The organism is uncultured Gulosibacter sp. (assembly GCF_963509965.1).
GTDB lineage: Bacteria > Actinomycetota > Actinomycetes > Actinomycetales > Microbacteriaceae > Gulosibacter.
This window is the reverse complement of record NZ_CAUPDE010000007.1, coordinates 59572-85397: the sequence shown is the minus strand read 5'-3', so window position 1 is coordinate 85397 and position 25826 is coordinate 59572. Positions and strand designations below refer to the sequence as shown.

At 62.1% G+C, this 25826-nt stretch carries 26 protein-coding genes; 4 read left to right on the top strand and 22 right to left on the bottom strand.

Features of this window, described 5'->3' with window-relative positions; all coding sequences use genetic code 11:
• Positions 1–43 precede the first annotated feature (43 nt).
• The 6 genes from RQ865_RS06165 to infC all read right to left on the bottom strand — a co-directional run bounded on the left by RQ865_RS06165 (position 44) and on the right by infC (position 4010).
• Positions 44–886, bottom strand: a complete 843-nt coding sequence (locus tag RQ865_RS06165) for a glutamate ABC transporter substrate-binding protein (RefSeq protein ID WP_311478253.1) — start codon at positions 884–886, stop codon at positions 44–46.
• Positions 887–958: 72 nt separating this feature from the next.
• Positions 959–1723, bottom strand: a complete 765-nt coding sequence (locus RQ865_RS06160) for an amino acid ABC transporter ATP-binding protein (protein ID WP_311478237.1) — start codon at positions 1721–1723, stop codon at positions 959–961.
• Between the two features lie 114 nt (positions 1724–1837).
• Entirely contained in the window at positions 1838–2641 is an 804-nt protein-coding gene (locus RQ865_RS06155) for an RNA methyltransferase (protein ID WP_311478236.1), read from the bottom strand.
• 88 nt (positions 2642–2729) lie between these two features.
• On the bottom strand, positions 2730–3116 hold the full coding sequence (gene rplT, locus RQ865_RS06150) for a 50S ribosomal protein L20 (RefSeq protein WP_311478235.1): 387 nt from the start codon (positions 3114–3116) through the stop codon (positions 2730–2732).
• A 64-nt stretch (positions 3117–3180) separates the two neighbouring features.
• Positions 3181–3375 carry a 50S ribosomal protein L35 gene (gene rpmI / locus RQ865_RS06145; RefSeq protein ID WP_201517668.1) on the bottom strand — a complete coding sequence of 65 codons (195 nt, stop codon included), beginning with the start codon at positions 3373–3375 and terminating at the stop codon, positions 3181–3183.
• A complete protein-coding gene (gene infC / locus RQ865_RS06140; protein ID WP_311478252.1) occupies positions 3375–4010 on the bottom strand; it encodes a translation initiation factor IF-3 in 636 nt (211 codons plus the stop codon). Before infC ends, rpmI begins: the two co-directional genes overlap by 1 nt.
• A gap of 280 nt (positions 4011–4290) precedes the next feature.
• On the opposite strand from infC, the gene RQ865_RS06135 reads away from it, so the two are divergent.
• Positions 4291–4674, top strand: a complete 384-nt coding sequence (locus tag RQ865_RS06135; RefSeq protein WP_399521807.1) for a DUF1844 domain-containing protein — start codon at positions 4291–4293, stop codon at positions 4672–4674.
• Between the two features lie 14 nt (positions 4675–4688).
• On the opposite strand, the gene RQ865_RS06130 is transcribed toward RQ865_RS06135, so the two are convergent.
• The 7 genes from RQ865_RS06130 to RQ865_RS06100 form a co-directional block, all read right to left on the bottom strand.
• A complete protein-coding gene (locus RQ865_RS06130) occupies positions 4689–7286 on the bottom strand; it encodes a cation-translocating P-type ATPase (RefSeq protein WP_311478234.1) in 2598 nt (865 codons plus the stop codon).
• Positions 7287–7295: 9 nt separating this feature from the next.
• Positions 7296–8162: an SseB family protein gene (locus RQ865_RS06125; protein ID WP_311478233.1), complete on the bottom strand. Its 867-nt coding sequence runs from the start codon at positions 8160–8162 to the stop codon at positions 7296–7298.
• A gap of 5 nt (positions 8163–8167) precedes the next feature.
• On the bottom strand, positions 8168–8917 hold the full coding sequence (gene priA, locus RQ865_RS06120) for a bifunctional 1-(5-phosphoribosyl)-5-((5-phosphoribosylamino)methylideneamino)imidazole-4-carboxamide isomerase/phosphoribosylanthranilate isomerase PriA (RefSeq protein ID WP_311478232.1): 750 nt from the start codon (positions 8915–8917) through the stop codon (positions 8168–8170).
• 133 nt (positions 8918–9050) lie between these two features.
• Positions 9051–9800 carry an imidazole glycerol phosphate synthase subunit HisH gene (locus tag RQ865_RS06115; protein WP_311478231.1) on the bottom strand — a complete coding sequence of 250 codons (750 nt, stop codon included), beginning with the start codon at positions 9798–9800 and terminating at the stop codon, positions 9051–9053.
• Complete coding sequence (gene hisB / locus RQ865_RS06110; protein WP_311478230.1) at positions 9800–10405, bottom strand: imidazoleglycerol-phosphate dehydratase HisB; 606 nt, start codon at positions 10403–10405, stop codon at positions 9800–9802. Before hisB ends, RQ865_RS06115 begins: the two co-directional genes overlap by 1 nt.
• Before the next feature lie 56 nt (positions 10406–10461).
• A complete protein-coding gene (locus RQ865_RS06105; RefSeq protein ID WP_311478229.1) occupies positions 10462–11580 on the bottom strand; it encodes a histidinol-phosphate transaminase in 1119 nt (372 codons plus the stop codon).
• A gap of 145 nt (positions 11581–11725) precedes the next feature.
• Positions 11726–12079: a LysM peptidoglycan-binding domain-containing protein gene (locus tag RQ865_RS06100; RefSeq protein ID WP_311478228.1), complete on the bottom strand. Its 354-nt coding sequence runs from the start codon at positions 12077–12079 to the stop codon at positions 11726–11728.
• A 187-nt stretch (positions 12080–12266) separates the two neighbouring features.
• Here RQ865_RS06100 and lexA point away from each other — a divergent pair, with 187 nt between their 5' ends.
• Positions 12267–12968: a transcriptional repressor LexA gene (gene lexA, locus RQ865_RS06095; RefSeq protein ID WP_399521806.1), complete on the top strand. Its 702-nt coding sequence runs from the start codon at positions 12267–12269 to the stop codon at positions 12966–12968.
• Positions 12969–12986: 18 nt separating this feature from the next.
• Here the strand turns inward: lexA and hflX are convergent, their stop codons facing one another.
• Positions 12987–14618 (bottom strand): GTPase HflX, encoded by a 1632-nt coding sequence (gene hflX / locus RQ865_RS06090; RefSeq protein ID WP_311478226.1) that lies wholly within the window; start codon positions 14616–14618, stop codon positions 12987–12989.
• A 48-nt stretch (positions 14619–14666) separates the two neighbouring features.
• Between hflX and RQ865_RS06085 the strand changes: the two genes are divergently transcribed.
• Positions 14667–15275 carry a methyltransferase gene (locus RQ865_RS06085; protein WP_311478225.1) on the top strand — a complete coding sequence of 203 codons (609 nt, stop codon included), beginning with the start codon at positions 14667–14669 and terminating at the stop codon, positions 15273–15275.
• Between the two features lie 34 nt (positions 15276–15309).
• Here the strand turns inward: RQ865_RS06085 and RQ865_RS06080 are convergent, their stop codons facing one another.
• The 8 genes from RQ865_RS06080 to RQ865_RS06045 form a co-directional block, all read right to left on the bottom strand.
• Positions 15310–16149 carry an ABC transporter permease gene (locus RQ865_RS06080; RefSeq protein ID WP_311478224.1) on the bottom strand — a complete coding sequence of 280 codons (840 nt, stop codon included), beginning with the start codon at positions 16147–16149 and terminating at the stop codon, positions 15310–15312.
• Positions 16146–17063, bottom strand: coding sequence for an ABC transporter permease (locus RQ865_RS06075; RefSeq protein ID WP_311478223.1), 918 nt, complete (start codon positions 17061–17063; stop codon positions 16146–16148). The genes RQ865_RS06080 and RQ865_RS06075 overlap by 4 nt, the downstream gene beginning before the upstream one ends.
• On the bottom strand, positions 17060–18238 hold the full coding sequence (locus RQ865_RS06070; RefSeq protein ID WP_311478222.1) for a spermidine/putrescine ABC transporter substrate-binding protein: 1179 nt from the start codon (positions 18236–18238) through the stop codon (positions 17060–17062). The genes RQ865_RS06075 and RQ865_RS06070 overlap by 4 nt, the downstream gene beginning before the upstream one ends.
• Entirely contained in the window at positions 18235–19422 is a 1188-nt protein-coding gene (locus RQ865_RS06065) for an ABC transporter ATP-binding protein (RefSeq protein WP_311478221.1), read from the bottom strand. The genes RQ865_RS06070 and RQ865_RS06065 overlap by 4 nt, the downstream gene beginning before the upstream one ends.
• A 150-nt stretch (positions 19423–19572) precedes the next feature.
• Positions 19573–20415 (bottom strand): diaminopimelate epimerase, encoded by an 843-nt coding sequence (locus RQ865_RS06060; protein ID WP_311478220.1) that lies wholly within the window; start codon positions 20413–20415, stop codon positions 19573–19575.
• 45 nt (positions 20416–20460) lie between these two features.
• A complete protein-coding gene (gene miaA, locus RQ865_RS06055) occupies positions 20461–21405 on the bottom strand; it encodes a tRNA (adenosine(37)-N6)-dimethylallyltransferase MiaA (RefSeq protein WP_311478219.1) in 945 nt (314 codons plus the stop codon).
• Positions 21402–22940, bottom strand: a complete 1539-nt coding sequence (gene miaB / locus RQ865_RS06050; protein WP_311478218.1) for a tRNA (N6-isopentenyl adenosine(37)-C2)-methylthiotransferase MiaB — start codon at positions 22938–22940, stop codon at positions 21402–21404. The genes miaA and miaB overlap by 4 nt, the downstream gene beginning before the upstream one ends.
• A 52-nt stretch (positions 22941–22992) precedes the next feature.
• On the bottom strand, positions 22993–24657 hold the full coding sequence (locus RQ865_RS06045; RefSeq protein ID WP_311478217.1) for a SulP family inorganic anion transporter: 1665 nt from the start codon (positions 24655–24657) through the stop codon (positions 22993–22995).
• A 186-nt stretch (positions 24658–24843) separates the two neighbouring features.
• Here RQ865_RS06045 and RQ865_RS06040 point away from each other — a divergent pair, with 186 nt between their 5' ends.
• Positions 24844–25758 (top strand): hypothetical protein, encoded by a 915-nt coding sequence (locus RQ865_RS06040; RefSeq protein WP_311478216.1) that lies wholly within the window; start codon positions 24844–24846, stop codon positions 25756–25758.
• Positions 25759–25826 lie beyond the last annotated feature (68 nt).

The following is a 25826-nucleotide window of genomic DNA, read 5'->3' as shown; positions in this document are numbered from 1 at the left end:
AGCTGGCGCCCGAGCCGAAACGGTCAGTTTGCTTCGAGTCGGCCTAGTAGCGGTCGACGGCGGGCGGGTCGGGAAGCTCGAGGTTGTCGCCAACGGTTGACTTCCAGGCTTCTTCCCAGCGGCCATCCTCGTAGGCGGCCTCGAGGGTGTCGTTGATGAAGGTGCGGAACTCGTCATCACCCTTCTTCAAACCGATGCCGTAGGGTTCCTCGGTGAAGGTGCCGCTGACCACTTCGAACTCGCCCTTGTTCTGGTCGGCGAGCCCCGCGAGGATCACGTTGTCGGTGGTGAGCGCGTCGGCCTGTCCCGAACGCATCGGTTCGATGCAGTCGCTGTACTTGTCGACGGTCATGACCTTGTCGGTGTACTCGCGAACGTTCTCTTCCGAGGTTGAACCGACCACGGTGCAGACGGTCTTGTCTTTGAGCGAGTCGGCAATCTTGCCCTCTTCGGTGGTGACGCCGCCGGGGTTGCCGGTGGGCACCAGGAACGACTGGCCAGCGACGTAATAGGGGCCGCCGAAGTCGATTACTTCTTTGCGCTTGTCGTTGATGGTGTAGGTGGCGATCACAATGTCGACAGTGCCGTTTTGAACGAAGGCCTCGCGGTTTTGCGATACCGTCTCGACCCACTTGATCTTGTCGGGTGCGATGCCGAGGTCGGCCGCAATGAGCTTACCGATTTCGACGTCGAAGCCCTCGGGCGTGCCGTCGGGGCCCGATAGCCCGAATAGCGGCTGGTCGAACTTGGTTCCGATGGTGATCGTGCCGGCGTCGGCGAGCTTTGCCATCGTGGTGCCGTCGGCAAACTCGGGGTTTTCGGCCACTTCTGGGCCGCTGCCTGAGCTCGAGCAGCCGGCGAGTGCGAGGCAGCTGGCGGCAACCATTGCGAGGCCTGAGAGCAGTCGGCGTTTCTTGTTCACTGTGACTCCTTTGTCGTCGTGGTGTGGGGTTCAGAATTAACGTTCGAGGATCTTCGAGAGGAATTCTTTCGCTCGGTCGCTGGTGGGATGCGAAAAGAACTGTTCGGGGTCGGCTTCTTCTACCACTGCCCCATCGGCCATGAATACAACGCGATCGGCGGCTTTGCGGGCAAAGCCCATTTCGTGGGTGACCACCACCATGGTCATACCGCCGCGTGCCAGCTCGACCATCACATCCAGCACCTCGTTGATCATTTCGGGGTCGAGCGCCGAGGTGGGTTCGTCGAGCAGGATGAGTTTGGGATCCATTGCCAGCGACCGGGCGATTGCCACGCGCTGCTGCTGCCCGCCCGACAGTTGCGCGGGCATTTTGTGTGCGTGGGCACCGACGCCGACACGCTCCAGCAGCTGCATCGCGCGTTTTTCGGCCTCTTGTTTGTTCATCTTGCGCACCTTCATGGGCGCCAGCGTGACGTTTTCAAGCACGGTTTTGTGCTGGAAGAGGTTGAACGATTGGAACACCATGCCCACATCACTGCGCAGCTTCGCGAGGTCGGCGCCCTCTTCGGGAAGCTTCACACCGTCGATGCGGATTTCACCCTCATCGATGGTTTCGAGGCGGTTGATCGATCGGCAAAGCGTTGATTTTCCCGACCCGGAAGGCCCGATGATCACAACCGTTTCACCGCGATGCACGGTGAGATTAATGTCGTTCAGCACGTGGTTCTCGCCGTACCACTTGTTCACGCCGTTGATTTCTACAAGTGGCCGCGTCGACTCAACATCATTGTTCGAGTTCATGGGTGACATATAACCACACAACGAAACCGAGTGTGGAAACGGCAGGTAACCAGCTCGGCTACCGAGCACCCGCGTGGTGGCTGCCGCAGCTGCAACCGCCACCACGGGCTGAAACTAGGCAGAACGCTGCGCGAACGCCGACTCGTACAGGCAAACGCTCGCCGCAGTGGCGAGGTTCATCGACTCGGCTCGCCCGTAATTCGGCACCGCAATCGAGGCGTCACACTGCGCAATAATCTCGTCTGATAGGCCGCGCGCTTCATTCCCGAACACCCAGGCCGTCGGTTGCGCCAGCTCGCCAGCATTGCGGGCCGCCAGCAGATCGTCGCCGTCAATATCGGCGGCGACCAGCCGCATCCCCGCCGCTTTAGCACGCACGCTGGCGTCAACGAACTCGCCGTCCACCGCGATCGGCACGTGGAAGAGCGAACCGGTGGTGGCACGCACCACCTTGGGGTTGTAGAGGTCGACCGAGCGGCCAGTGAGGATGACCGCGTCAGCACCGGCAGCATCGGCCACCCGGATGATGGTGCCGAGGTTTCCCGGGTCACGCACCTCTTCCAGAATCACCACCAGCTGCGGCGATTCGTCAAACAGGCGCTTGATTGCCACCGGGAACTGCCGCGCAACCGCAACCACGCCCTGTGGGGTGCGGGTGTCGCACATGGCGTCAACGACCTCTTCGGTCGCCCACACAACCTCGATACCGGCCGCGTCGGCAAGCTCGGCAAGATCGTGATGCCGTTCCATTGCGGTGGGGGTGGCAAACAGCTCGATAATCAGGTCGGGGCGATCGTGCAGCGCTTCACGCACAGCCTGCGGCCCCTCAAGCACAAACAGACCGCGCTCGGTGCGTTCGGTCTTTTGTGCCAGCTTGCGCACATCACGTACGCGGGTGTTGCGTACCGACTCAATCATGAGATGACTCCTTCTGGTCGCACTGCTCGGGATGCAAGAAGGCGGCCGGCCGGAAACTCTCCGGCTGGCCGCCCACTCACACAGATCGCTACGCGGCGTTCTTCGGTGCCGAGGTGTTCTCGGGAAGAGCAGCCTTCGCGGTCTCAACGATTGCGGCGAACGCTGCCGGCTCGTTCACAGCAAGTTCGGCGAGCATCCGGCGGTCGACCTCAACACCAGCCAGGTTCAGGCCTTGGATGAGACGGTTGTAGGTGAGACCGTTTGCGCGCGATGCCGCGTTGATGCGCTGGATCCACAGGCGACGGAAGTCACCCTTGCGGTCTTTACGGTGTGCGTAGTTGTACACATACGAGTGGGTGACCTGTTCTTTCGCCTTACGGTAGAGGCGCGAACGCTGACCGCGGTAGCCAGAGGCTTCATCAAGAATGACGCGGCGCTTCTTCTTCGCGTTAACTGAACGCTTCACACGTGCCATAGCAGTGTTCTCCTAGTGATTTTCAGTGCCGGGATGCTCCGGCAAAACGTTTGTTGGCTGCCGACTAGCGACCGAGCAGCTTCTTGATAACCTTGGCGTCCTGAGGTGCAGCGATCTTGTCGTTGTTCAGGCGCGCCTTACGGCCGGGGGCCTTGACCTCGAGGTTGTGGCGCATGCCGGCCTGCTGCTTCTTGATCTTGCCGGTGCCGGTGACTTTGAAGCGCTTCTTCGTACCCGAGTGGGTCTTCTGCTTCGGCATCAGTTCTCCTTGGTAGTTGCCGGGGCGTCGGCGCTGTCGGCGCCTGCCTTGCCGGCTTGTTTAGCGGCACGAGCCGCTTCTTTCTGCTGGTTACGTCGGGCGTTCTGCTCGGCCTTCGCCTCGGACTTGTTGCGAATCGGTGCGACGATCATGACCATATTGCGACCGTCGAGCTTCGGTCGGTTTTCGGCCGTGCCGTATTCGGCAACATCGTCAGCGAACTTCTGCAGCAGCTTCAGACCGAGTTCGGGACGTGACTGCTCACGGCCACGGAACTGGATCATTGCCTTGACTTTGTCACCCGCCGAGAGGAAGCCGATGGCTCGCTTGAGCTTCGTCTCGTAGTCGTGATCGTCGATCTTCAGGCGGAAACGGACCTCTTTGAGCACCGTGTTGGCCTGATTACGGCGAGCTTCTTTCGCCTTCTGTGCTGCCTCGTACTTGAACTTGCCGTAGTCCATGATCTTCGCCACGGGAGGACGGCTGTTCGGTGACACCTCGACGAGATCAAGGTCGGCTTCCTGGGCGAGGCGCAGTGCGACCTCGAGTTTGACGACGCCGACCTGCTCTCCACTAGGCCCGACGAGGCGTACCTCGTGGGCGCGGATTCGGTCGTTGGTGCGTGGTTCGCTGATGGTGGCTCCTCTTCTTGCACGTGAATCGCTTCACCGGCTTCGGATCTTCCCACCGGCAACGACAGTTCGTAGCACGTGCAGCCACCCACTATCCAAGAGCTGGATCACTCAACACTGTCGATACAGCGCTAAGGGAGTGGTTTACCCGGTAACCTTGAGCGGTAGTCGCGGGTGGGACGAGTCCTCTTGACTAGGCCGTCTGAACTGACCACTGCCGAAGCAGCAAACAGTGCAGACACCGCCCAATAGGCTACCAGAATCTTCGTGTGAAAGGAACCCTGTGGCCGAGAACAATGCCGCCGATGCAGGCACCCATCAGTTTGCTTTCGACAACGAACAGATCGATGCTCAGCTTCGCGATATCGCCGAGGTGCCAGCCGTCGAACTGATCTCGACCCTCGCGGTGCATCTGATGAGTGCCGCCGCGGTGCATCTGGGTCTTGCCGAAGATGGCACCGAACCCGATCTCGATGAAGCGCGCAAGTGCATCAGCGCACTCGCTGGACTCATCCAGGGGGCCACGCCCTACCTGGGTGACCACCACGGTCGTCCACTGCGCGACGGGTTGCGTTCGCTGCAGCTCGCCTTCCGCGAAGCCTCCACCATCCCCGACCCGATCGGTAAGGGGCCTGGCGAGGAGTTCACCGGCCCGGTATTCGGATAGTCGCGCCGCGGTAACTAGCGGTGGCGCTGGGTATCGGCATGACGCCCGTGACGCTGGCGGCGCTGAACCGGCCCATCACCGTGGCGCTGCCCCGGGATCAATCGCGACAGACGCTCACGACGATCGTGGATGCGCTGCAGTGAAGCCTCAACCTCGGCGCCCAGCGCACCGGCCCGCCAGCGGCCATGCAGTTCGAGCAGTGCAATTGCGGCCAAGCAGGTGATCGCGAGCGCAATCCAAAGCTCATTCGTCGGCCATTCAAGTTGCAAGAACCAGCGCCCGAATGGAATTGCAAGCACCAACAGGAATACCGCGATACAGCCCGCGAACACGGCCGCCAGCAGTGGTTTGAATGGGCGACACACCAGGCTCAGAATCCACAGGCCGGCAACCGCGAGGAAGAGCGACGCGGTTGTTTGCTGCTGAGGAACGCTCGCATCGGTGAAGCGACCAACCGCGGTAATGGTGAACACTCCAAGCAACACCACGGCACCAGCGGGAAGTGCGAATTGCAGCGCCCGCCGGAAGAACCCACTCACATAGCGGCGCGAGTTGGGAAGCAGCGCGAGCACAAAGGCTGGCCAGCCAATCGTCACGCCATCGAGGATCGAAAGCTGTCGCGGCAAGAACGGGTACGGCCAGAGGATGAGCCCAAACAGCACCGCGAACATCACCGCATAGGCAGTCTTCGACAGGTACAGCATCGAAACTCGTTCGACATTCGCGATTGCCTGACGACCCTCGACCACCACCTTCGGGAGTGCTTCGAACTGGTTATTGAGCAGCGTCAATCGTGAAACCGCTCGGGCAGCAGCTGAGCCGTGTCCCATCGCGATACCCAGGTCGGCGTCTTTCAAGGCCAATACGTCGTTAACGCCATCACCGGTCATGGCAACCACGTGCCCACGCTCACGCAGCGCCAGCACCATGTCACGCTTCTGAGTGGGAGTAACGCGACCAAATACGCGCTCCCGTTCGAGCACCTCTCCCATCTCATCAATATCGGTGGGTAGCTTGCGGGCATCAAAGCCTGCCGCGTCTGGTTCGATGAGCCCCACCTCGCGTGCCACGGCCGCAACGGTGCGCGGATCATCGCCCGAGATAACTCGCAGGTCGACGCCCTCTTCACGGAAGTAGCGAACCGTATCGGCCGCATCGGGGCGGATACGTTCGCGCAGCGACACGAGCACCACGCCGTGACAGTTCTGCGGCGCAGTCTCGGCGGCCACCTGTTCTTCGTCGAGCAGCTCGGGCGAATAGCACAGCGCCAACACGCGGCGCCCCATATTGCTCAGCTCGGCCACTTCATCGAGAAGTTCTTGGTCGCATTCGGGCGAGAGCACAATATCTGGTGCGCCAAGCTGCCAGGTGCCGCGCGCCCGCTCATCTTCAATGACGACCGCCGACCACTTTCGCTGTGACGAAAACTGAATCTCGCGCGCCACCGGTAGGGCGAGTTCGGCGCCATATGGTTCGGCAAGGCAGGCCGCCGAATCGTTCGCGTTCTTGTCGGCGCCGATAGTTGCAAGCACGTTCTCCCAGCCAGGCTGCGGCTTTGGTCCCTCGTGCGTACCCCAGTAGGCCATACCGCCCTCGGTGAGCGTGCCGGTCTTGTCGAAGCAGAGCATATCCACTCGTGCCAACCCCTCAACCGCGTGCAACTCTTGTACGAGCACCTGTCGGCGACCCAACTTGACAGCTCCTGCAGCAAACGCCACCGAGGTCATCAGCAGCAGCCCCAGCGGCACCATCGCAATTGCGGCGGCAACCGCACCCACAGCCGCATCCACCCACTGTCCCGAATCGATCGCGTACTGCCAACCGCCAAAAGCCTGCATTTGGCCGTTAATAACGATGAGCATCACCGGCGCCAACAGGATGGCAACCAGGCGCAGCACCCGGTTGAGGCCGTCACGAATCTCAGAGTTCACGAGCGAGAATCGCTTCGCTTCGGCCGTGAGCTTGGCGGCAAACGATTCGGCACCCACGCCTGTAACCACCGCAGTGCCGTAACCGGCCACCACGATCGATCCCGACAGCAGGGCAAGGTCGTTGTGTTTATCGACGGCGTCTTCTTCGCCGGTGAGCAGCGACTCGTCAACCTGCAACCCGGATGCGCTCAACACCACCGCATCCGCCGGCACCTGGTCGCCCGCGCGCACCTGAATGATGTCGCCGAGCACCAGATCTTCACGGTCAAGATCAAAAACCTCACCATCGCGCAGCACATGTGCGTGGGGGGCGTGAAGCACTCGAAGATTGTCGAGCTGGCGTTTCGCAGAGTATTCCTGCCAGACACCGATGACCGAGTTGGCAATCGCCGCGAAGCCGAAGATCGCATCCTGCCAGCGCCCGAGCACCGCCAGCAGCGTGAAACATGCCAGCACGATCAGATTAAAGAGCGTGAACACGTTGGCCCGCAAAATCGCCCACATTGAGCGACTCGTGGTGCTGGGCAGTTTGTTGTCGCCAAACTCTTGACGCGACTGTTCGACCTCGGCTGAGGTCATACCGGTCTCGGTATCCTTTGGCCGAACCCTGACATTTGTCGGATCGATCACAGCACCGGATTCGTCCGCAGTCACTTTTTTCGTAGTTGTCTGGTTGGCCATTCTTTGAGCCTATCGCCGCTTGCGTCGGCCGAAGCCGAATCGCCGGGTGGGTGTTACTGGTTCTGAAGTCGGATTCTGATCGATACTTTCGGAGGGGGTGGCCTGTGCTGCCGCAATGCTCAATGAGTCGATCCGCTGCACGAGCTCGGTATCGGCAGCGATACGCTGCTGAATTTCGTGCAGCACGGCCTGCCGGTGTTCGCGCTCGGTGTCGACAAGTTCAACAACCAGCTGCACTTCGGGGCCGGCAAACCGCGCCTGCGCATCCCCCGGCAGCACGTTGATGCCCACCACCGCCGGGTCGATCTCGAGCAGCGGCTGGATGCGCTGCAGCACCTTCGGGTCGGTCCACGGTTCGATGTAGTCGTGTGCCTGGGCAATCGCCCACACGGCGGGGCGACGCACCACAAACTCGGTTTCGAGGTTTGCGGCGTCGAGTATGAGCACGTCACTACCGGCCTCTACTGCAGCAAGCGCTGCCCGGCGCGCGTCGACAGGCACGGGCCTGGCATCTGCATCCCAGGCTTTCATTGCCGCAACCGAACTGAAAACCGGCACGACACCACGCCCATCAGGTGCGGCCACCGTCACAATCGACAGGTCGGCAGACTTATCGACAGTCTGTCCGTGCTCATTGACACTGGCCTCACCCAGCTCAGCAACAAGCGGGATCAGCAGCCGCGAATCGCGCAGCGCATCGACCACTGCGCTGCCGGGCGCTTCACCGGCACGGAAGGCACGGATTGCCGCCAGTAGTTTGGGCGGCGCCTCACCGCGGTCATCTTGCCAGGGATTCTCACTGAAGTTACGTCCCGCCCACGGCTGACCGGCAGAGTCGGTGAGATGGCCGCGCAGGTGCTCGGGGATTTCGACCATCGTGGCTAGTCGCCTGCGACGTCGAGCGCCTCGCGCAGCGTGAACGCACCGCTATAGAGCGCTTTACCGATGATCGCGCCTTCGAGCCCCAGCGGTACAAGCTGGCGCAGCTCGGCAACGTCGTCAAGGCTCGAGACACCACCGGATGCGATCACGGGGCGGTCGGTGCGTTCCATCACTGCTTTCAGCAGCTCGATATTCGGGCCCTTGAGGGTGCCGTCTTTGTTGACATCGGTAACCACGTAGCGCGAGCAGTTGGCTTCTTCGAGGCGTTCGAGCACCGTCCACAGATCGCCCCCGTCGCGGGTCCAACCGCGCGCGGCGAGCGTCGTGCCACGAACGTCGAGCCCCACCGCGATGAGTTCACCGTAGCGATTGATTGCTGCGGCAGCCCACTCGGGATTTTCGAGGGCGGCGGTGCCGAGGTTGATGCGCTTCACCCCCATTTCAACGGCGTGCTCGAGCGATTCGTCGTCGCGAATGCCGCCCGAAAGCTCAACGTTCAGCTGTCCACGCATCGCGCGGATTACCCGGCGGATCACAGCACGGTTTTCGCCGCGACCGAATGCGGCGTCAAGGTCGACCAAGTGGATCCATTCGGCGCCCTGCTCGGCCCAATCGGTGGCAGCGTCTACGGGGTCACCGTATGAGGTTGCGCTATCGGCCTCGCCCTGAACGAGGCGCACTGCTTTACCATCGGCAATGTCAACTGCCGGGAACAGTGTGAGAGTCGGCGAGGTGTTGAATTCGCTCACTGCGTTGAAATCCTTTGAGTGTGAAATGACGTGGAGACAAACATTGTTGTGCGGTGCTGATGGCAGCACCCGTAGCTGCAGCGAAACTGCCTTGGCTGGCCCGGCATCACGCTTTGCGAGCGGGCCGCATCGTTCAGCCTAACGAATCAACCCAGTTTCGCAGCAGGGCGATTCCTGCCTCCCCAGATTTCTCGGGATGAAATTGGGTGGCACTCAGCGGACCATTCTCGGCTGCTGCCAGGAACCGTTCGCCGTAGGTGGCAAAGGTTTTCTGAATGGGTGCGACATACGGCAGCATTTCATCCACCTCGATATCAGTGGCCGCATAGCTGTGTACGAAGTAGAAGCGCTCGGTTTCGATACCCGCAAAAAGCCGTGACCCCTGAGCCACCTCCACCGTGTTCCAGCCCATATGTGGCAGCACATCTGCCCGCAGCCGCCGCACCTGACCATTCCACTGATCAAGACCCGCTACTCCGCCACCGTCGACACTGGGCTCGTGCTCGCGCCACCAGAAGTCGTCGGCGTTGTGGGCGTGGGCGTGCCGCTGCGGGTCGGGCATTGTTTCGGGACGGTCTGCTGCTGGTCGTTGCCCTTCGAGGCCGCGTGAGAACATCACCTGCATTCCCACGCAGATACCCAGCACCGGGCGTCCGCCAGCCAGTCGCCGGTCGATGATCTGCGGGCCACCGGCAGCGTTGAGCGCTGACATCACCGCCGAGAAACTTCCCACTCCGGGCACGAGCAGCCCGTCGGCGGCCAGCGCGCGCTCACGCGAACCGGTGAGCTCTACCCGCGCACCGGCTGCCTCGAGAGCTTTTACGGCCGAGTGCACGTTACCCGAGCCGTAGTCGAATACGACAACATCGGGTCGATATGCCACTACAGCGCTCCCTTGGTTGAGGGCACGCCGTCAACTTCGGGGTCGAGTCGCTTGGCGGCGCGGAACGCGCGCGCGAATGCCTTGAACTCGGCCTCGGCGATATGGTGCGGGTCGCGTCCGGCGAGCAGATTGAGGTGCACGGTCAGCCCCGCGTGGAAGCTGATCGCTTCAAACACGTGCCGCACCATCGACCCGGTGAAGTGGCCGCCGATGCGGTGGAACGCAAATCCTTCGGGTTCGCCACCGTGTACCAAGAACGGGCGACCGGAAGTATCGACAACGCACTGCGCGAGCGCTTCGTCGAGCGGTACTAGCGCGTCGCCGTACCGCGCGATGCCGTGCTTGTCGCCCAGAGCCACGCGGATGGCTTGGCCGAGCACAATGGCGGTGTCTTCGATGGTGTGGTGTTCATCGATGTGCACGTCACCAACGGCTTTGACGGTGAGGTCGCTGAGCGAATGCTTCGCGAAGGCGGTGAGCATGTGGTCGTAGAACGGCACCCCAGTGTCGATCTCGCTCTTGCCGGCGCCATCAAGGTTGATGGTCAACTGGATGCGCGACTCGCTGGTTTCGCGGCTCACCGTTGCCTGACGTGTGGTGCTCATAGTTCCTCCGGGTGTGCGGCGCGGCTGGTGGTTTTCCGCGCGGTGGATGTTAGGTGCTAGTTGCCGGCCGGTGTGGTGCCGGCGCGCAGTTCGGGATGCTCGCGAACAATCTCGGCGAGCGCGTCAAGAAACTGCGTGGTTTCTGCCTCGGTGCCGGCGGTGACTCGCAGGCTGCCGGGGAGGCCGTTATTGCGAATCAGGATCGAGCGCCGATAGAACTCTTCAAACATTGCTTGCGGGTCGGTAATCCCGTGGAAGGTGACGAAGTTTGCGGTGGAGCGGTAAACCGGGAAACCGAGCTTGGGAATTTCGGTGAGTAGCCGGTCGCGCTGCACGCGAATCGCTGCAACCTGGCCGAGCATAATGTCGGTGCACTCGAGCGCCCCGATCGCGGCGGCCTGCGTGATTGCCGACAGGTGATAGGGCAATCTCACCAGTCGCAGCGCGTCGCACAGCGTCGGGTCGGCGGCGAGATAGCCGAGCCGTGCCCCGGCATACGCGAATGCCTTCGACATCGTGCGGCTAACCACCAGGCGTTCGCGCCCCGGCAGCAATTCGAGGGCTGAAGGGGTGCCGTCGGGTTGGAACTCGGCGTAGGCTTCGTCGACGATGACAATTCCTGGTGTTTGAGCGTAGGCAGCTTTGATGACTTCGAGGTCAACCGGGGTTCCGGTGGGGTTGTTTGGTGCACAGAAGATCACCACGTCGGGCCGGTGCGTTTCGATAGCGGCCGCTACAGTGGCGGCGCTGAGTTCATAGCCGGTGTCGCGCTCGGCGGCGATCCACTCGCTTCCCACCCCCGCGGTGAGCAGCGGATACATTGAGTAGGTGGGGGCAAACCCCATCACCGAGCGCCCCGGGCCGGCGAAGGTTTGCAGCAGGTGTTGCAGCACCTCGTTCGACCCGTTCGCAGCCCAAATCTGGTCGGCACTCAGCCCGTGCCCGAGATATTCGGCAAGTTTTTCGCGCAGCTCGATGAACTCACGGTCGGGGTATCGGTTGAGCCCCGGTAGCGCTGCACGCACCCGATCAAGCACCCGCTCAACGACTTCGGCCGGCACGTCGTACGGGTTTTCGTTCACATTGATCGAAACACGCACGGGTTCTTGCGGCGCCCCGTATGCGGTGCGGCCACGCAGGTCGTCTCGAATGGGAAGGTCGTCGATAACAGTCACCGCTCCATTCTAGGTCGAGGCCGCAGAACCGGGCGCCGCAGCGTCCCACGGCGCTGGCACTCATCACTGCTCACCGGTCTGGTGCCAGCTGAAGTTGGATGGTTCCAGCAGAAGCCGGTCTGGCGCCTGCTGAAGCTAGGCGACGTTAGTTGAAGTTGGGCAGGGCAAGCTGCTGCCCCGCCTGCACATTGGCGTTCGGAAGGTTGTTGAGTCGCATGATCTCGTGCACCACATCGCGCACGTCTCGGTCACCAGCAACCTTTTCGGCGATCGACCACAGCGTCTCGCCACCCATCACCGTGTAGGTGTCGAACTGTTCGTATGCTGCGGCAGCCTGCTGCTCGTGACCGGCCATCGCGGTCGGAATCTGAGCAATGCCGGCACCGACTCCCAAAACAGCGGGAATGAGTAGTGCTCCAGCCAATGCTCGACGTCCACGCGCAGTCAAGCGCAGCCGAGCACCCCGGTTTACCCGTTGAGGCAGTGCGTTGATCGTCATGGTGGTTCCTTCTCGGTTGAGCGGATCGCGTGCACCCGCAAGCTTTCGAACATTTGTTCCAAACATACATTCGAACATCGTCGATTTCAAGCAGATGTTCGAAAGTTTTTCGACAACACGCTCGAAAATGTGTTTGAGAACCGTGCTGGCCTCGACTAGCGTCAAAACCAACACCAACCACCAGACCATGAGCCTCCGACATTTTCGGCGCCCCGGCCGAGCTCAACAGGTCGAAGCCCGAGGAGCCACCGTGCCAGCAGCCCGCAAACCCCTCACCGAAGTGCAGGAGCGCATCCTGTCGTTCATCGCTGAACACCTGCATCGCAACGGCTTCGCCCCCTCAATGCGCGAGATCGGTGACGCAATCGGCATGACCTCATCGTCATCGGTGTCGTATCAGCTCGACCGGCTCGAAAAACTCGGCTACCTGCGCCGCAATACCAACCGGGCTCGCACCATCGAGCTGCTCATCGACATCAACGAATCAGATTCCGCGAGCGCTCCGGATATTTCAGCAACCGCCGTGGTGCCGCTGGTGGGAAGTATTGCCGCGGGCATCCCGATCACGGCCGAGCAACAGGTCGAAGAATATTTGCCACTCCCCCGCAGCCTCGTCGGTGAGGGCGACCTGTTTTTGCTGAACGTTGTGGGTGACTCGATGATTGACGCGGCAATCTGCGATGGCGACTGGGTGGTTGTGCGCCAGCAGCGCACCGCGGCCAATGGCGAAATTGTTGCCGCGATGATCGACGGCGAGGCGACCGTGAAGACTTTTAAACAGCGTGACGGGCACACCTGGCTGCTCCCCCGCAATAGCGCGTTCGAACCAATCCTTGGCGATCACGCCGAGGTGCTCGGCAAAGTTGTTGCAGTGCTGCGGTCGGTCTAGGTCGGCACCACCGCCGCGCTACTGCGAATCGTTGCGCGGTAGGTCGAGCACCCGATCGGCTGGCGCATCCTCACTGCGGCGCGGACGCTGTTTGAGCGTCGGGCGCTGACGCTCGGGCGCGTGCTTACCGTCGACCCGGTAGGGCTCAACCAACCCCAGCTGATCGGGATGCACGCGCGCCACCAGGTGCGTACCGTCGGCTTCGTAACGTTCGGCGAGCACGCCACCGCGCTCGTGCAGCATCGACACGAGATCGCCGCGATCAAACGGCACCACGAGTTCGACATCAACATCATGGTTTGGCAGCATCTCGGCGATGCGTTCGAGTAGCTCGTCGACTCCCTCACCGGTGCGCGCCGAAACAAACGCGCAGTTTGATTCCAGGCCGCGCAATTCGATGCGCTTGGCATCGTCAATCAGATCGCATTTGTTGAACGCAATGATTTCGGGAATATCCCGGCTGTCGATCTCACCAATCACCTCACGCACGGTCTGAATCTGACCGGCGGGGTCGGGATGCGCCGCATCCACCACGTGCACGATGAGATCAGAGTCGGCAACCTCCTCGAGCGTCGACCGGCATGCCTCAACCAGCTGGTGTGGCAGATTTCGCACAAAACCGACCGTGTCGGCCATCGTGTAGGGGCGTCCGTCGGGGGTGGAGCAGCGCCGCACGGTGGCATCAAGCGTGGCGAACAGCTGGTTTTCAACGAGCACTCCAGCGCGGGTGATGCGGTTGAGTAGCGATGATTTACCGGCGTTGGTGTAGCCGGCAATCGATACCGCCGGCAGCATATTGCGAGCACGGCGAGCGCGTTTGGTGTCGCGGGCGGTTTTCATGTGGGCGATCTCGCGCCGCAGTTTCGCCATCCGAATGTGGATGCGGCGCCGGTCGAGTTCGAGCTTCGTTTCACCCGGACCGCGCGAGCCCATACCGGCACCGCCGGACACCTGGCCACCGGCCTGTCGCGACATCGACTGACCCCAACCGCGCAGTCGCGGCAGCAGGTATTCGAGCTGCGCGAGTTCGACCTGGGCTTTACCCTCGCGGCTTTTTGCGTGCTGACTAAAAATATCGAGGATCACCGCGGTGCGATCGATCACCTTCACCTTGACGGCATCTTCGAGTGCGCGTCGCTGACTCGGCGCCAGTTCGGTATCGGCGACAACGGTGTCGGCGCCGCAGGCGATGACGATCTCGCGCAACTCTTCAGTTTTGCCGCGACCAAGATAGGTGGCCGGATCGGGATGCGGTCGCCGCTGCAAGACGCCATCGAGCACCACCGCGCCGGCGGTTTCACACAGTGCCGCAAGTTCCTGCATCGAGTTTTCGGCATCCCGCTGGCTTCCCGCCGAATAGACGCCAATGAGCACGACCTTTTCGAGCCGCACCTGGCGGTACTCAACCTCGGTGACATCTTCGAGTTCGGTCGACAGCCCATCGACGCGCTGCAGCGACTGGCGCGCCTCACGGTCGAGCTGCAGGCCATCAATATCGTCATTGTGAGCCGTGTCGGCATCGTCCATGAGCGCCTCGGCAGCACTGAATACCGCGGTGTGGCCGCGGTTGGTTTCGCCGCGCGACAGGATGCGGTCGATCACGCTGTCGGCGTCATTACCAGCGAGTCGGTCAGATGGGTCAAGATTCATATTCTGATCAAGTCTACGCGGCTACGGCAAGCGGGTACTGTCATTGCTATGACCTCGCACTATTTTGATGCCGACCCCGACACCGATGAGCGTCGCCGCGAAATCGAGGTGCAGTTGCGCGGTACGCCAGTGCGGGTAAGCACGGCGGCATCGGTGTTCAGCGGCAACCGACTCGACAAAGCCACGAACATCCTGCTGCACGAGGTGCCCAATCCCCCGCTACACGGCAATGCGCTCGATCTGGGCTGCGGCTGGGGCCCTCTTGCACTGTCGCTGGCGCTGGCAGCACCAGAACTCGAAGTGTGGGCGCTCGATGTGAACGCACGCGCACTCGAACTGACCGCCGAGAACGCGGCGCGGCACGACCTCGAGCGGGTGCGTGCCGTCACCGCCGATGAAATTCCCGATGGCGTGATGTTTGATGTGATCTGGTCGAACCCGCCAATCCGCATCGGTAAACAGGCGATGGATGAGCTCATGCTCACCTGGAACCGGCGGCTGGCGCCGGGAGGTGTCGGTTGGTACGTGGTCGGTAAAAATCTCGGCGCCGATTCACTGCAACGACGGCTGGCGGATGCGCTGGGTGACGGGTTTCGTGTCTCCCGCGCATCCACCAGCGGCGGCTTTCGGGTGCTGCGAGTGGAGCGGCTGAGCTAGTTCGGCCAGCTCAGCCGCACTCGCCGCATCCTTACTATCCGGCCATTGTCTTGACGATATCGGCGGTCGATTCACCCGAGCGGCGCAGCACCAGCGCCACGATTGCGAGCGCCGCGAGGGTGAGCACGATCATCACGGTCGACATCGCGGCAATTTCTGGCCGCATCCCCGTTTTGAGTGTCGACAGGATGTATACCGGCCACGGTGTCGACCCCGATACCTGCACGAACGACGAGATCACCGTGTTATCGAGCGATAGCGTGAACGCCAGCAGCCCGCCAGACAGCACCGCGGGCATTGCCAACGGCAACGTCACCCGGCGGAACACCACCGCGGGCGGGGCAAACAGGTCGGCCGCGGCTTCTTCGAGCCGTTCATCCAGGCCGGCGAATCGCGCGCGCACTATGAAGGTGACCACCGCGGTGGCAAACAGCGAGTTACCGATCACCAGACGAACGATGCCGTTGTTGAAAATGCCGAGGTGGAGGTCTTGCCCCAGCGTGACCAGCCAGGGCAGCAGCGAAACTGCATCCACAATTTCTGGGGTGACGGTCACAAGCCCCAGCCCGAGCACCAGCCACGGCACCCAGCGGCCGCCGCGTCGTGCCAGTGCCAGCCCGGCGAGGGTGCCGAGCAGGGTGGCCAGCAGCGCCGACCAGGCCGCGCTTTGCAGCGTCACCACCACTGAACTCGTGATCCGTTCATTCGCGAAAGCCGACTCGTAGGCACCGAACCCGGGTTCGGTGAATGACACCAGCAATCGCCCCTGGTTGAACGAGTAGATGACAATTACGGCGATGGGCAGGAACAGGAAGATAAATACCAGCACCGCCCAGATATTCAGCAACCGGGTGCTTCCCAATGTGCGATTCATGAGTTCGTCTCCTCGATCGAAACGCGCCAGCGGCGCTGGAATGGCAGTGCGATCAATTTGGTGAGCAGCCAGATTCCGGCGGCCAAGAGCAGCACGACAACGACCAGCAGCACCGCCATGGCCGAGCCGAGCGCCCAGTTTTGGGCAGTCTGGAACTGGCTCGCGACCAGCTGACCAATCATTGATCCCTGCGCCCCACCGAGCACTGTCGGGGTGATGTAGTCGCCCATGAGCGGGATGAATACCAGCAGGATGGCCACCAGGATGCCCGGCCAGGCAATCGGGAGCGTCACGCGGGTGAAGGTTGCCACGCGGCCGGCACCGAGATCGGCGCTTGCTTCGCGGAGGTTTCCTGCCACCCGGTCGAAGGCCACATATAGCGGCAGGATCATCATGGGCAGATAGTTGTAGACCACACCGATCAGCACCGCTTCACGAGTGTTGAGCAGCCCCAGCGGCTCGGCCCGTAGCCCAGCACCCATGAGCCACTGCGAAAGCCAACCCTCTGGCGCCAGGATGATTTGCCAACCGATCGTGCGCACCAGCAGGTTCGTCCAAAACGGCACCAGCACCAGCGCGAGGTAGAGACCGCGGCGGCTGGGGTGTGCCTTGGTGGCGAGCCAATAGGCGAATGGCATCGCCACCACCAGGCACAGGAAGGTACCGACCACACCAATCCAAATGCTGTTGAGCAGAATACCGAGATTCGAGCCGGTGAGTGCCTCCACGTATCGCTGGAAAGTGAAAACCTCGTTCGAGTGAGTCTCAAAAATATCGGGCTTCTCACCGAAGCTGTAGAACAGCACCAGCGATACCGGGATGAAGAAGAATACGAGCAGCCAACCGGCGGCGGGTAGCGCGAGCAAACCCCCGCGCTGGCGGCGCTTAGCTGCAGTTGCTGTCGTCGAGGTCAATTTGCTGCCCTCCCCTTGACTGCGTTCCAAATATCCACGAAGCGCTGCTGGCTCTCGGTGAGCAGCATGACCTTGAAGTTCGCCACCTGATCGGCGTCGAAAAAGACCATGTCGGGCAGTTCCATACCCTCTTTGTCCGCGCGCTCGCGGAGCCCCTGAATGCCCACATCCGACCCGATGTAGTCGACTTCGCGATAGGCAATATCGGGTTCGAGCACAAAGTTGAGGAAGGCGTGGGCCGCTTTAGGGTGCTGGGCCCCAGCGGCGATGCACCAGTTGTCCATCCACAGCTCACTGTGCGGCGCCCCGACCACCCAGCGCCACCGCTCGGGGTCGGGTGATTCGAGAATCCCCAGCCGCGCGTCGCTATTCCAACATTGGAAAAGCCACTGCGTTCCCTGCGGAATCGCACCCGAGCCCGGATAGGAATCGAAGGCAGAAATATGCGGGGCAAGCTTATTGACGAGGAACTCTTCAGCCTCGTCAAAGTGCGCGGCATTGTCGTCGTTGGTGCTGTATTCGTTCGCCCAAAAATAGGTACCCACCAGGCTCTGCGGGTCGTCAATCATCGACACTCGACCCGACGCTTCGTTCGTTGCGCAGTCGAAGAAATCGTTCCAGTCGCGCAATTCGCGTTTGATCTTGGTGGTGTCGTACACGAACCCGGTGGTGCCCCACGACTTCAAAATCGAGTATTTGTTGTCGGGGTCCCAGGGTTGACTCATGAGTTCGGGCAAGACATGCTTCATATTCGGGATGAGCGAATGATCGAGCGGTTCGATAAGCCCGTGTTCGGCCATCGCACCAATGTAGCCGCCGGTGGGCACCACAATGTCGTAGCCGCTGGTGCCGCGGGCGCCGACAAGCTTTGAAATGAGCTCTTCGTTCGAACCGAATGCGTCGACGATAAAGTTGGTGTTGAAGGTCTCACGAAACTCGTCAAGCACTTCCGGGTCGTCATACTCACCCCAGGTGTACATCAAGAGTTTGTCTTCAATGGGCTCACCGTCAACGCCGGCCCGGGTGTCACGCGCCGGCCCGGCGCAGGCCGCCAGCGCACCCGATGCGGCAAAGGCACCAAACGTGGCGAGAAATGATCGGCGGGTGAGATCGGCGCGGATGCGTGGCGCCGAGAGGGCGTTTGCGAGGATGCGAATGGGTTGGCGGTCGGTCATCGTCCCGTTCCCATCGCCGCGATCGTCTGGGTGGAGAGATTTGCGTCGATCTGCCCGCGCACCTTTTCGAGGTCGGGGTCGGCGGCAAAAATGCGGACGTGTTCGGGTTCCCAGCTCAGCCGCACCCGGTCACCGAGTTCGAGGTCGCCGCGTGCCGCTACCGGCTGCCGTGCGAGCACGGTGCTGCCGTCATTTGCCTGGAAGAGGTACTGCATCGTCTCGCCCTGGTGCGCGAACCCGCTGACGCTGGCTTCGAGGGTGTTCACCGCGGCGGGTTCGCCGGTGGAGCGGGCGAACCGCACGAATTCGGGGCGAACCGCGCCGCGCACTTCGGCACCCGGCTTGAGGTCGCCGACTGCCGAGGGTTGGCTGGCCGCCAGCCGCACGAGCCCTGAGGTCATCTCGGTTACCGAATCGAGTGTGCCATCAAAGAAGTTCTGTTGCCCCACGAACGCTGCAACATAGGCGCTTGCGGGCTGGTCGTAGATGTCTTGGCTGGTGCCGAGCTGTTCGATGTTGCCGGCACGCATGATCGCAATCCGGTCGCTCATCGACAGCGCTTCGGCCTGGTCGTGGGTTACGAACACGAAGGTGGTGCCGAGCCGGCGCTGCAGCAGCTTCAGTTCGAGCTGCATTTCTTCACGGAGTTTGCGATCGAGGGCACCGAGGGGCTCGTCGAGCAGCAACACGGCCGGGCGGTTCACGAGCGCTCGCGCCACTGCCACACGCTGTTGCTGTCCACCCGAGAGCATGGTGGGTTTGCGGTCGGCAAACTTGCGCATCTGCACCATATCGAGCGCTTCGGCCACCTGTTCGGCAATTTCTGCCCGCGGGGTTTTGCGCTGCTGCAAGCCGAAAGCCACGTTTTCAGCAACCGAGAGGTGCGGGAAAAGCGCATACTGCTGAAACACCGTATTAACCTCGCGCTTGTGCGGCGGCACGCCAACCACGTTGCGGTTGCCCAGCTCGATGCTGCCCGAGTCGGGATGTTCGAACCCCGCGATCATGCGCAACGTCGTGGTCTTTCCGCAACCCGATGGGCCAAGTAACGAGAGAAACTCTCCCGCTTCAATATCGAGCGAAATATTGTCGACCGCCACGTGATCGCCGTAGACCTTGGTGATTGACTTGAGCCGAACAGCAACTTCGCCGTTCGTGGGCTGATTGTCTCCTGCGGTACGCATCGTCGTACCCCCTCCTACACCGTCGTAAGAATTGCTGGGTTTCAGCAAGGTGCTGCCACTATACCAACTAGACGGTATATGTCGACGGGTGGGGTCGTGCCGCCGCCTGCAGCGCCACCTCAACGAAGCGGCCTCAGCGGCAGGCTCGGCTCAGCGTTCCCCCACAAACACGCGCCGCGCGCTTCCCGACACGCTGACTGTCTCGCCCTGTTCACTGAGCTCAATCGACACGCCATTCGCACCGAAATTACCCCGCACCTCCCACTGGCGCGGCGCACCGCTGCCGGCCCAATAGCGCACCGCGAGCGCCGCCGCACCCGCCGCCACGGCGCCGCCGGGAACCTCACCGAGCATCCGGTCATACACTCGCGTTGACAGGCAGCCGCGGCCCGCCTGGATGAGCGGATCACCCGGCACCACAAACACCAAGGTGGCGTCGTCGACGGGTGCTGGATCAAGCTCGGGCCGGTCGCGTAAGTCAAGCTGTTCTAGCTCTTCGGCGCTCGACAGTGCCACCACCACGTGTGGCGTGCGCAGTTCAATGCCAAGCCCTGGGCGCGGCACATCGAGCCGGGTTGCTTCCACGAGCGGTTCACCGCCGGCAAGTCGCCAGCGTCCGAGCGTGATCTGGGTCTGGTTACCGCTGCGGGTGATTTCGAGTTCACCGGCACGGGATGAAATTACTGTCGGAAAATCATTCGCTGCGGCCAGATATTCGACGGCGGCAATCACCTCGTCGCCGCGCAGCTCGGCAACCGTACCGTCGGCATTGCGCGCATCCACAAGCCACTGCGGGGTATCGCCGTGCAGCGGCTGGGTTTTTGATAGTCGCACGAGCCCCGTGGCACCGATGCCTCGCTGCCGGTCACAAATCGCCGCGATCTGTTCGGAGTCGAGTTCGAGTTCATACCGCTCATCGAGCACGAGAACATAGTCGTTGCCGTTCGATTCGATCTTGGTGAATTGCCGGGGCAGGATCATGCCCTCAATCATCCCAGAGTCGTGCTTGCTGCGCGCTGGCGGTAACGGTCGCGCCAGTTATTCGCGAGGCCCATCAGCGGCCGCATACCCGGCAAACTCAAGCACCCGCTGCGCACTCCACGCATCGCCCGCCGGTATCCGCAGCGCGCTCTCATAGCGCCTGAACCACGACACCTGTCGGCGAGCATATTTGCGAGTCAACAGCTGTGATTCGGCAATCGCTTCGGCTTCGCTGAGCTCACCCCGCAGCTGCTGTGCCGCCTGGGCATACCCGATTGCTTTGCCCGCGGTTGATTCCGCAACCAGCCCCGCATCCAGCAACCGCTGCGTTTCATCCAGCAGCCCCGTACGCCACATTTCCACCACGCGCGCATCCAGTGCCGCAACCAGTTCGGCACGATCGCGTTCCACCAGCACCACGCTTGTCGACCGCCACCAATTGTCTTGTTCGGGTAGCTGTGCCGAGAACTTCTCACCGGTGATGCGGATCACCTCGAGTGCGCGAATCACCCGACGGGCATTGCGCGGGTCGATACGCTCGGCAGCCTCGGGATCAAACTCGGCCAGCCGCCGGTAGAGCATCCCCGGCCCCCACTGTTCAAGTTCACGCTCGAGATCGGCCCGCACCTGCGGGTCGCGCGCCGGGAAGTTCAACTCAAACACCACCGCGGCAATGTAGAGCCCCGAGCCACCAACCAGAATCGGCACCGCGCCGCGACCGATGATCTCGTCGATACGGGCACGCGCCTCGCGCTGATACCAGGCCACTGTCGACGGTTCGGTAACCTCGAGCACATCAAACAGGTGATGCGGGATGCCGCGCCGCTGCGCCATAGGCAGCTTCGCGGTGCCAATATCCATACCACGATACAGCTGCATGGCATCCGCATTGACGATCTCCGCGTCGCGTCCAATGGCTCGCAAGCGCTCGGCAACATCGAGCGAGAGCGCGGTTTTACCGGTGCCAGTGGCGCCGCCAATAACGATCAGCTCGCTGGTCACGGTCGGCCGGGTGCACCGATTCGCAGCGTCGGCAGGCCGAGGTTCACCGCGCGCCCGCCCGCTTCACCACCACCCGAGGTGCCGCACGACTCTGCCTGAGCCGCATCCCACGCATCCCCTGCCCGGGTGCGCACTACCGGCACAGCCTCGGTGCTATCGGCAACCAGATAGCTCGGGGCGCCGCGGGTGATCTTCACCTCAACAAAGTCACCAGGGCGGGGCGTCTCATTACCTTCCGGTAGCGAGAAATGCACCAGGCGCCCGTCTTCGGCCCGGCCGGTGAGCCGGTGCGTAGCGTCATCTTTTTTGCCCTCATCCACCGAAACCAAAAGCTTTTGCCGCGTACCCACAAGCCGCTGGTTCTCTTCGAGCGAGATGCGGTGCTGCAACTCGATCAGCCGGTCGAAGCGTTCTTGCACCACTTCTTTCGGCACCTGATTCGGCATCGTCGCCGCCGGGGTTCCCTCGCGGATCGAGTACTGGAAGGTGAACGCATTCGCGAACCGCGACTGCTCAACCACCCGCATCGTGTCGGCAAAGTCTTCTTCGGTCTCGCCCGGGAAACCAACGATGATGTCGGTAGTGATGGCCGCGTGCGGCATTTTTTCGCGCACCCGGTCGAGAATGCCGAGGAACTTCTTTGAGCGGTACGAACGGCGCATCTCGCGCAGGATGCGATCAGAACCCGACTGCAGCGGCATATGCAGCTGCGGCATCACGTTCGGGGTCTGTGCCATCGCTTCAATCACGTCATCGGTAAAGGCGGCCGGATGCGGGCTCGTGAAGCGCACCCGCTCGAGGCCTTCGATTTCACCGCAGGCGCGCAGCAGTTTGCTGAATGCCTGCCGGTCACCAAACTCGACACCGTACGAGTTGACGTTCTGTCCCAGCAGGGTCACCTCGATAGCGCCCTGATCGACTAGCGCCTGCACTTCGGCGAGGATGTCGCCGGGGCGGCGATCCTTTTCTTTGCCGCGCAGCGACGGCACGATGCAGAACGTGCAGGTGTTATTGCAGCCAACCGAAATCGACACCCAACCCGAATAGGTGCTGTCACGCTTGGTGGGGAGCGTTGAGGGGAACGTCTCGAGCGACTCCAGCAGCTCAACCGCGGCCTCGCCGTTGTGGCGGGCGCGTTCAAGCAGCACCGGCAGTGACCCCATATTGTGGGTGCCGAACACCACATCCACCTGCGGGGCTCGGCGCACGATCTCGTCTTGGTGCATCTGAGCCAGGCAGCCGCCAACCGCGATCTGCATACCGGGGTGTTCGCGTTTTACGGCGGCGAGCTGACCGAGGTTACCGTAGAGGCGGTTGGCCGCGTTTTCGCGCACGGCGCAGGTGTTGATGACGATCACATCGGCGGTGTCTGGTTCACCCTGCGCGTAGCCGGCGGCGAGCAGCGAGCCGGTCATCCGCTCGGAGTCGTGCACGTTCATCTGGCAGCCGAGGGTGCGGACATAGAACGTGCGCTGAGTGCCATCCTCATTGCGGGATGCGGGCGACGGCGCGATAGTCGTGGGGCTTTCGGTCATAGTGTCGCTAGTCTACGGCTCGAGATGCAGGCACTGCATCCGCCACAGCGCGCTACTGCCACACCGGGCCGCGTCGGATGTGGCTGCGAGCGTGTTCCACCGCATCCTCGATGCTGTCGAAGACATGCTCGTTGCTGCGCAGGGCACCGAGCACACCGTAGGCATCGGCCACTTTTCGGTGCTGCGGCTGGAGGCCCTTCAGCAGCACTGTCACACCACGGTCTTCGAACGTTTCGATCACCTCGACGAGGGTGTTCGCGCCGCTTGAGTCGAGCCCCGAGAGGTGCGAAAGCCGGATAATGACCACTCCGATGCCGCTGAAACTGTCGAGTTCGCGGCGCAACCGCTCGGCGGCCCCGAAGAACATGGCGCCGTCGATGCGTACCAGCGCAATTCGTTCGTCTCCCGGCTGGTGTTCACCGGGCAGCTCCTCACGCCGCACACCCGCCTGGCTGGCCACCTGTTTGAGAGCAAATACGGCGGCAACGACGAGGCCGATCTCGATAGCGATGATGAGGTCGAACGCAACCGTGATCAGTGCCGTGATCGCAAACACCAGCAGATCCGAACGGGGTGCCCGCGCCAGTGCGCTAAACGTGGTCGGCGCGACCATTCGGGTGGCGGTTGCCATCAGCACGCCCGCGAGCGCGGCAAGCGGGATGTGTGCCACGAGCGACGACCCGAAATAGATCACCACCAGCAGCAACAGGCCGTGCAGTATCGCACTGACGCGGGTGCGGGCACCGCTGCGCACATTCACCGCGGTGCGGGCGATAGCGCCGGTTGCCGGCATTCCACCAAAGAGCCCCGAAGCGATTGAAGCGAGGCCCTGTCCGCTGAGTTCGCGGTCGGGTGAATAGGGGCCGGTGTCTGCCATCCGGGAAGCAACCCGCGCCGACAGCAGCGATTCGATCGCCGCCAAAATCGCGATCCCCACTGCTGGACCCGCCAGATCACCGAGCATCGCCAGGTCGAAGGCGGGTAGCTGCGGTGCCGGTAGCGAGGTGGGGAGCGCTCCGATTGTCGGCACCGGCATTCCCGTCAGCACCACCACGACGGTGGCGACAATCACCCCGATGAGACTGCCGGGGATCATCGGGTGGATTTTTGGCAGCAGCAGGATGAGCGCCCACACGCCCGCCACAATGCCGAGTGTTTGCAGCGCAACCGACCAGTCAGCATCCCTGAATGCGGCGACGGCCGCCACCGCAGGGTTCTGCCCCACCTCGGCCGTGGTGCCGAGCGCCATCGGCACCTGCTGCAAAAAGATAATCATGGCGATACCGAGCGTGAAACCCTCCACCACGGTCCAGGGAATCAGCGAAACCGCGCGCCCGAGGCCACTGAGCGCCATCACGATGAGCATGATCCCGGCAATGATTGCCAAAAGCGGCACCGAACCAGCCCCGTGAACCGCAACCACCGGCGCGAGGATGACCGCCATCGCCCCGGTGGGGCCAGACACCTGCACATTCGAGCCACCAAAAATTGCGGCGACGATACCCGCTACCACCGCGGTCACAAGCCCCGCCGCGGCCGAGACTCCCGATGAGATGCCGAACGCTAGTGCCAGTGGCAGCGCCACGATAGCGACGGTCACACCGGCGGTGATATCGACTCGCCAGCTCTTACGCAGCTGCGCATAGTCACCCGCCGATGGCAAAAAACGCGCCGCAAAGTTTGCCCGCGGTGCTGACGCGCTCGAGGGAGTCGACAAATAGAGTTTCCTTCGCTGTTTGTCGCGAGGCGGATATGCGATCGCGACCCGGTCTGTCTGAGACTCATAGTATCGAGCACGCGCCAGCGGGGGCCGCAGCGGGCGCGGCGACATCGGCGCCATTCGTCGGTAGGATTTCGAGCGATAGCTTGCTTATCTTCAACTTGCATTTTCGAGAGGAAAAACGTGGCTGAGCAGCAGAGCAATAAAAAGGTGGTTCGCGCTCCGAAGCGCGACCGCGGGGCTGCCGAAGGCGGTGGCGATAAACCGACCTGGCGCGCAACCGAACAGGCCAAGCACCGGGCCCGCAATCTGCGCATCTGGGCGATTGTGTGTTGGGTTATCGCGATTGTCTTGGAGGCGTTCGCGATCTTCGGTCTGCTGAACTCGAATTCACGCGCGCATATTGGTGTGACCTTTGGTTGGGATCCGGGTGACGAGGCTTTCCCCGGCTGGGCGGTCGTGTTCTTGATCGTCTTGGTGGTGGTGATTGGTGCGCTCACCATCACGGGGTCGCTGCTGTGGAAGCGCGCCAATCAGCTCGACCCGGCTTCGAAGAACGACCCGGTGCGGTTCTTTATTCAGAACCAGTTGGGCGCCATTATCGCGGTGATTGCGTTCCTGCCCCTGATCGTGCTCGTGTTCTTGAACAAAGACATGGATCAGAAGCAGAAGACCATCGCCGGGGTGATCGGCGTGGTCGTTATGGCGATTGCAGTGCTGGTGGGCATCGACTGGAATCCGCCATCGATTGAGCAGCGCACTGCCGAGGCGCAGTGGGATCAGCAGCGAGTGATCGCGATGACCGGTAAGGACGAGGTGTACTGGGTCGACGGCGGCGAGGTGTACCACCTGTGCGCTGAGGTGTCGCCACTGCAGAAGACGTCAACGGCAGAAGAAATCGTGGTCGGCACGGTGCAGGATGCGATCGATGCCGGTAAGTCGCGACTGACCAAGCAGGTGCAGATGGAGATCAATCAGTGCGGCCTGCCGCAGCCTGATGATGTGTACCTGAGCTGGGAACCGCCGGCAAATGTGGAGGAGTTGACTAACAACGAGGTCGACTCAACCGAGCCGGCGCCCACGGTGCCAGCGACCTAGTTCGTTTACTTATGTTGAACGGGTCGGCTTAGAACGGGCCCGGGTAGTGAGTGGGGACACTGTGTTGG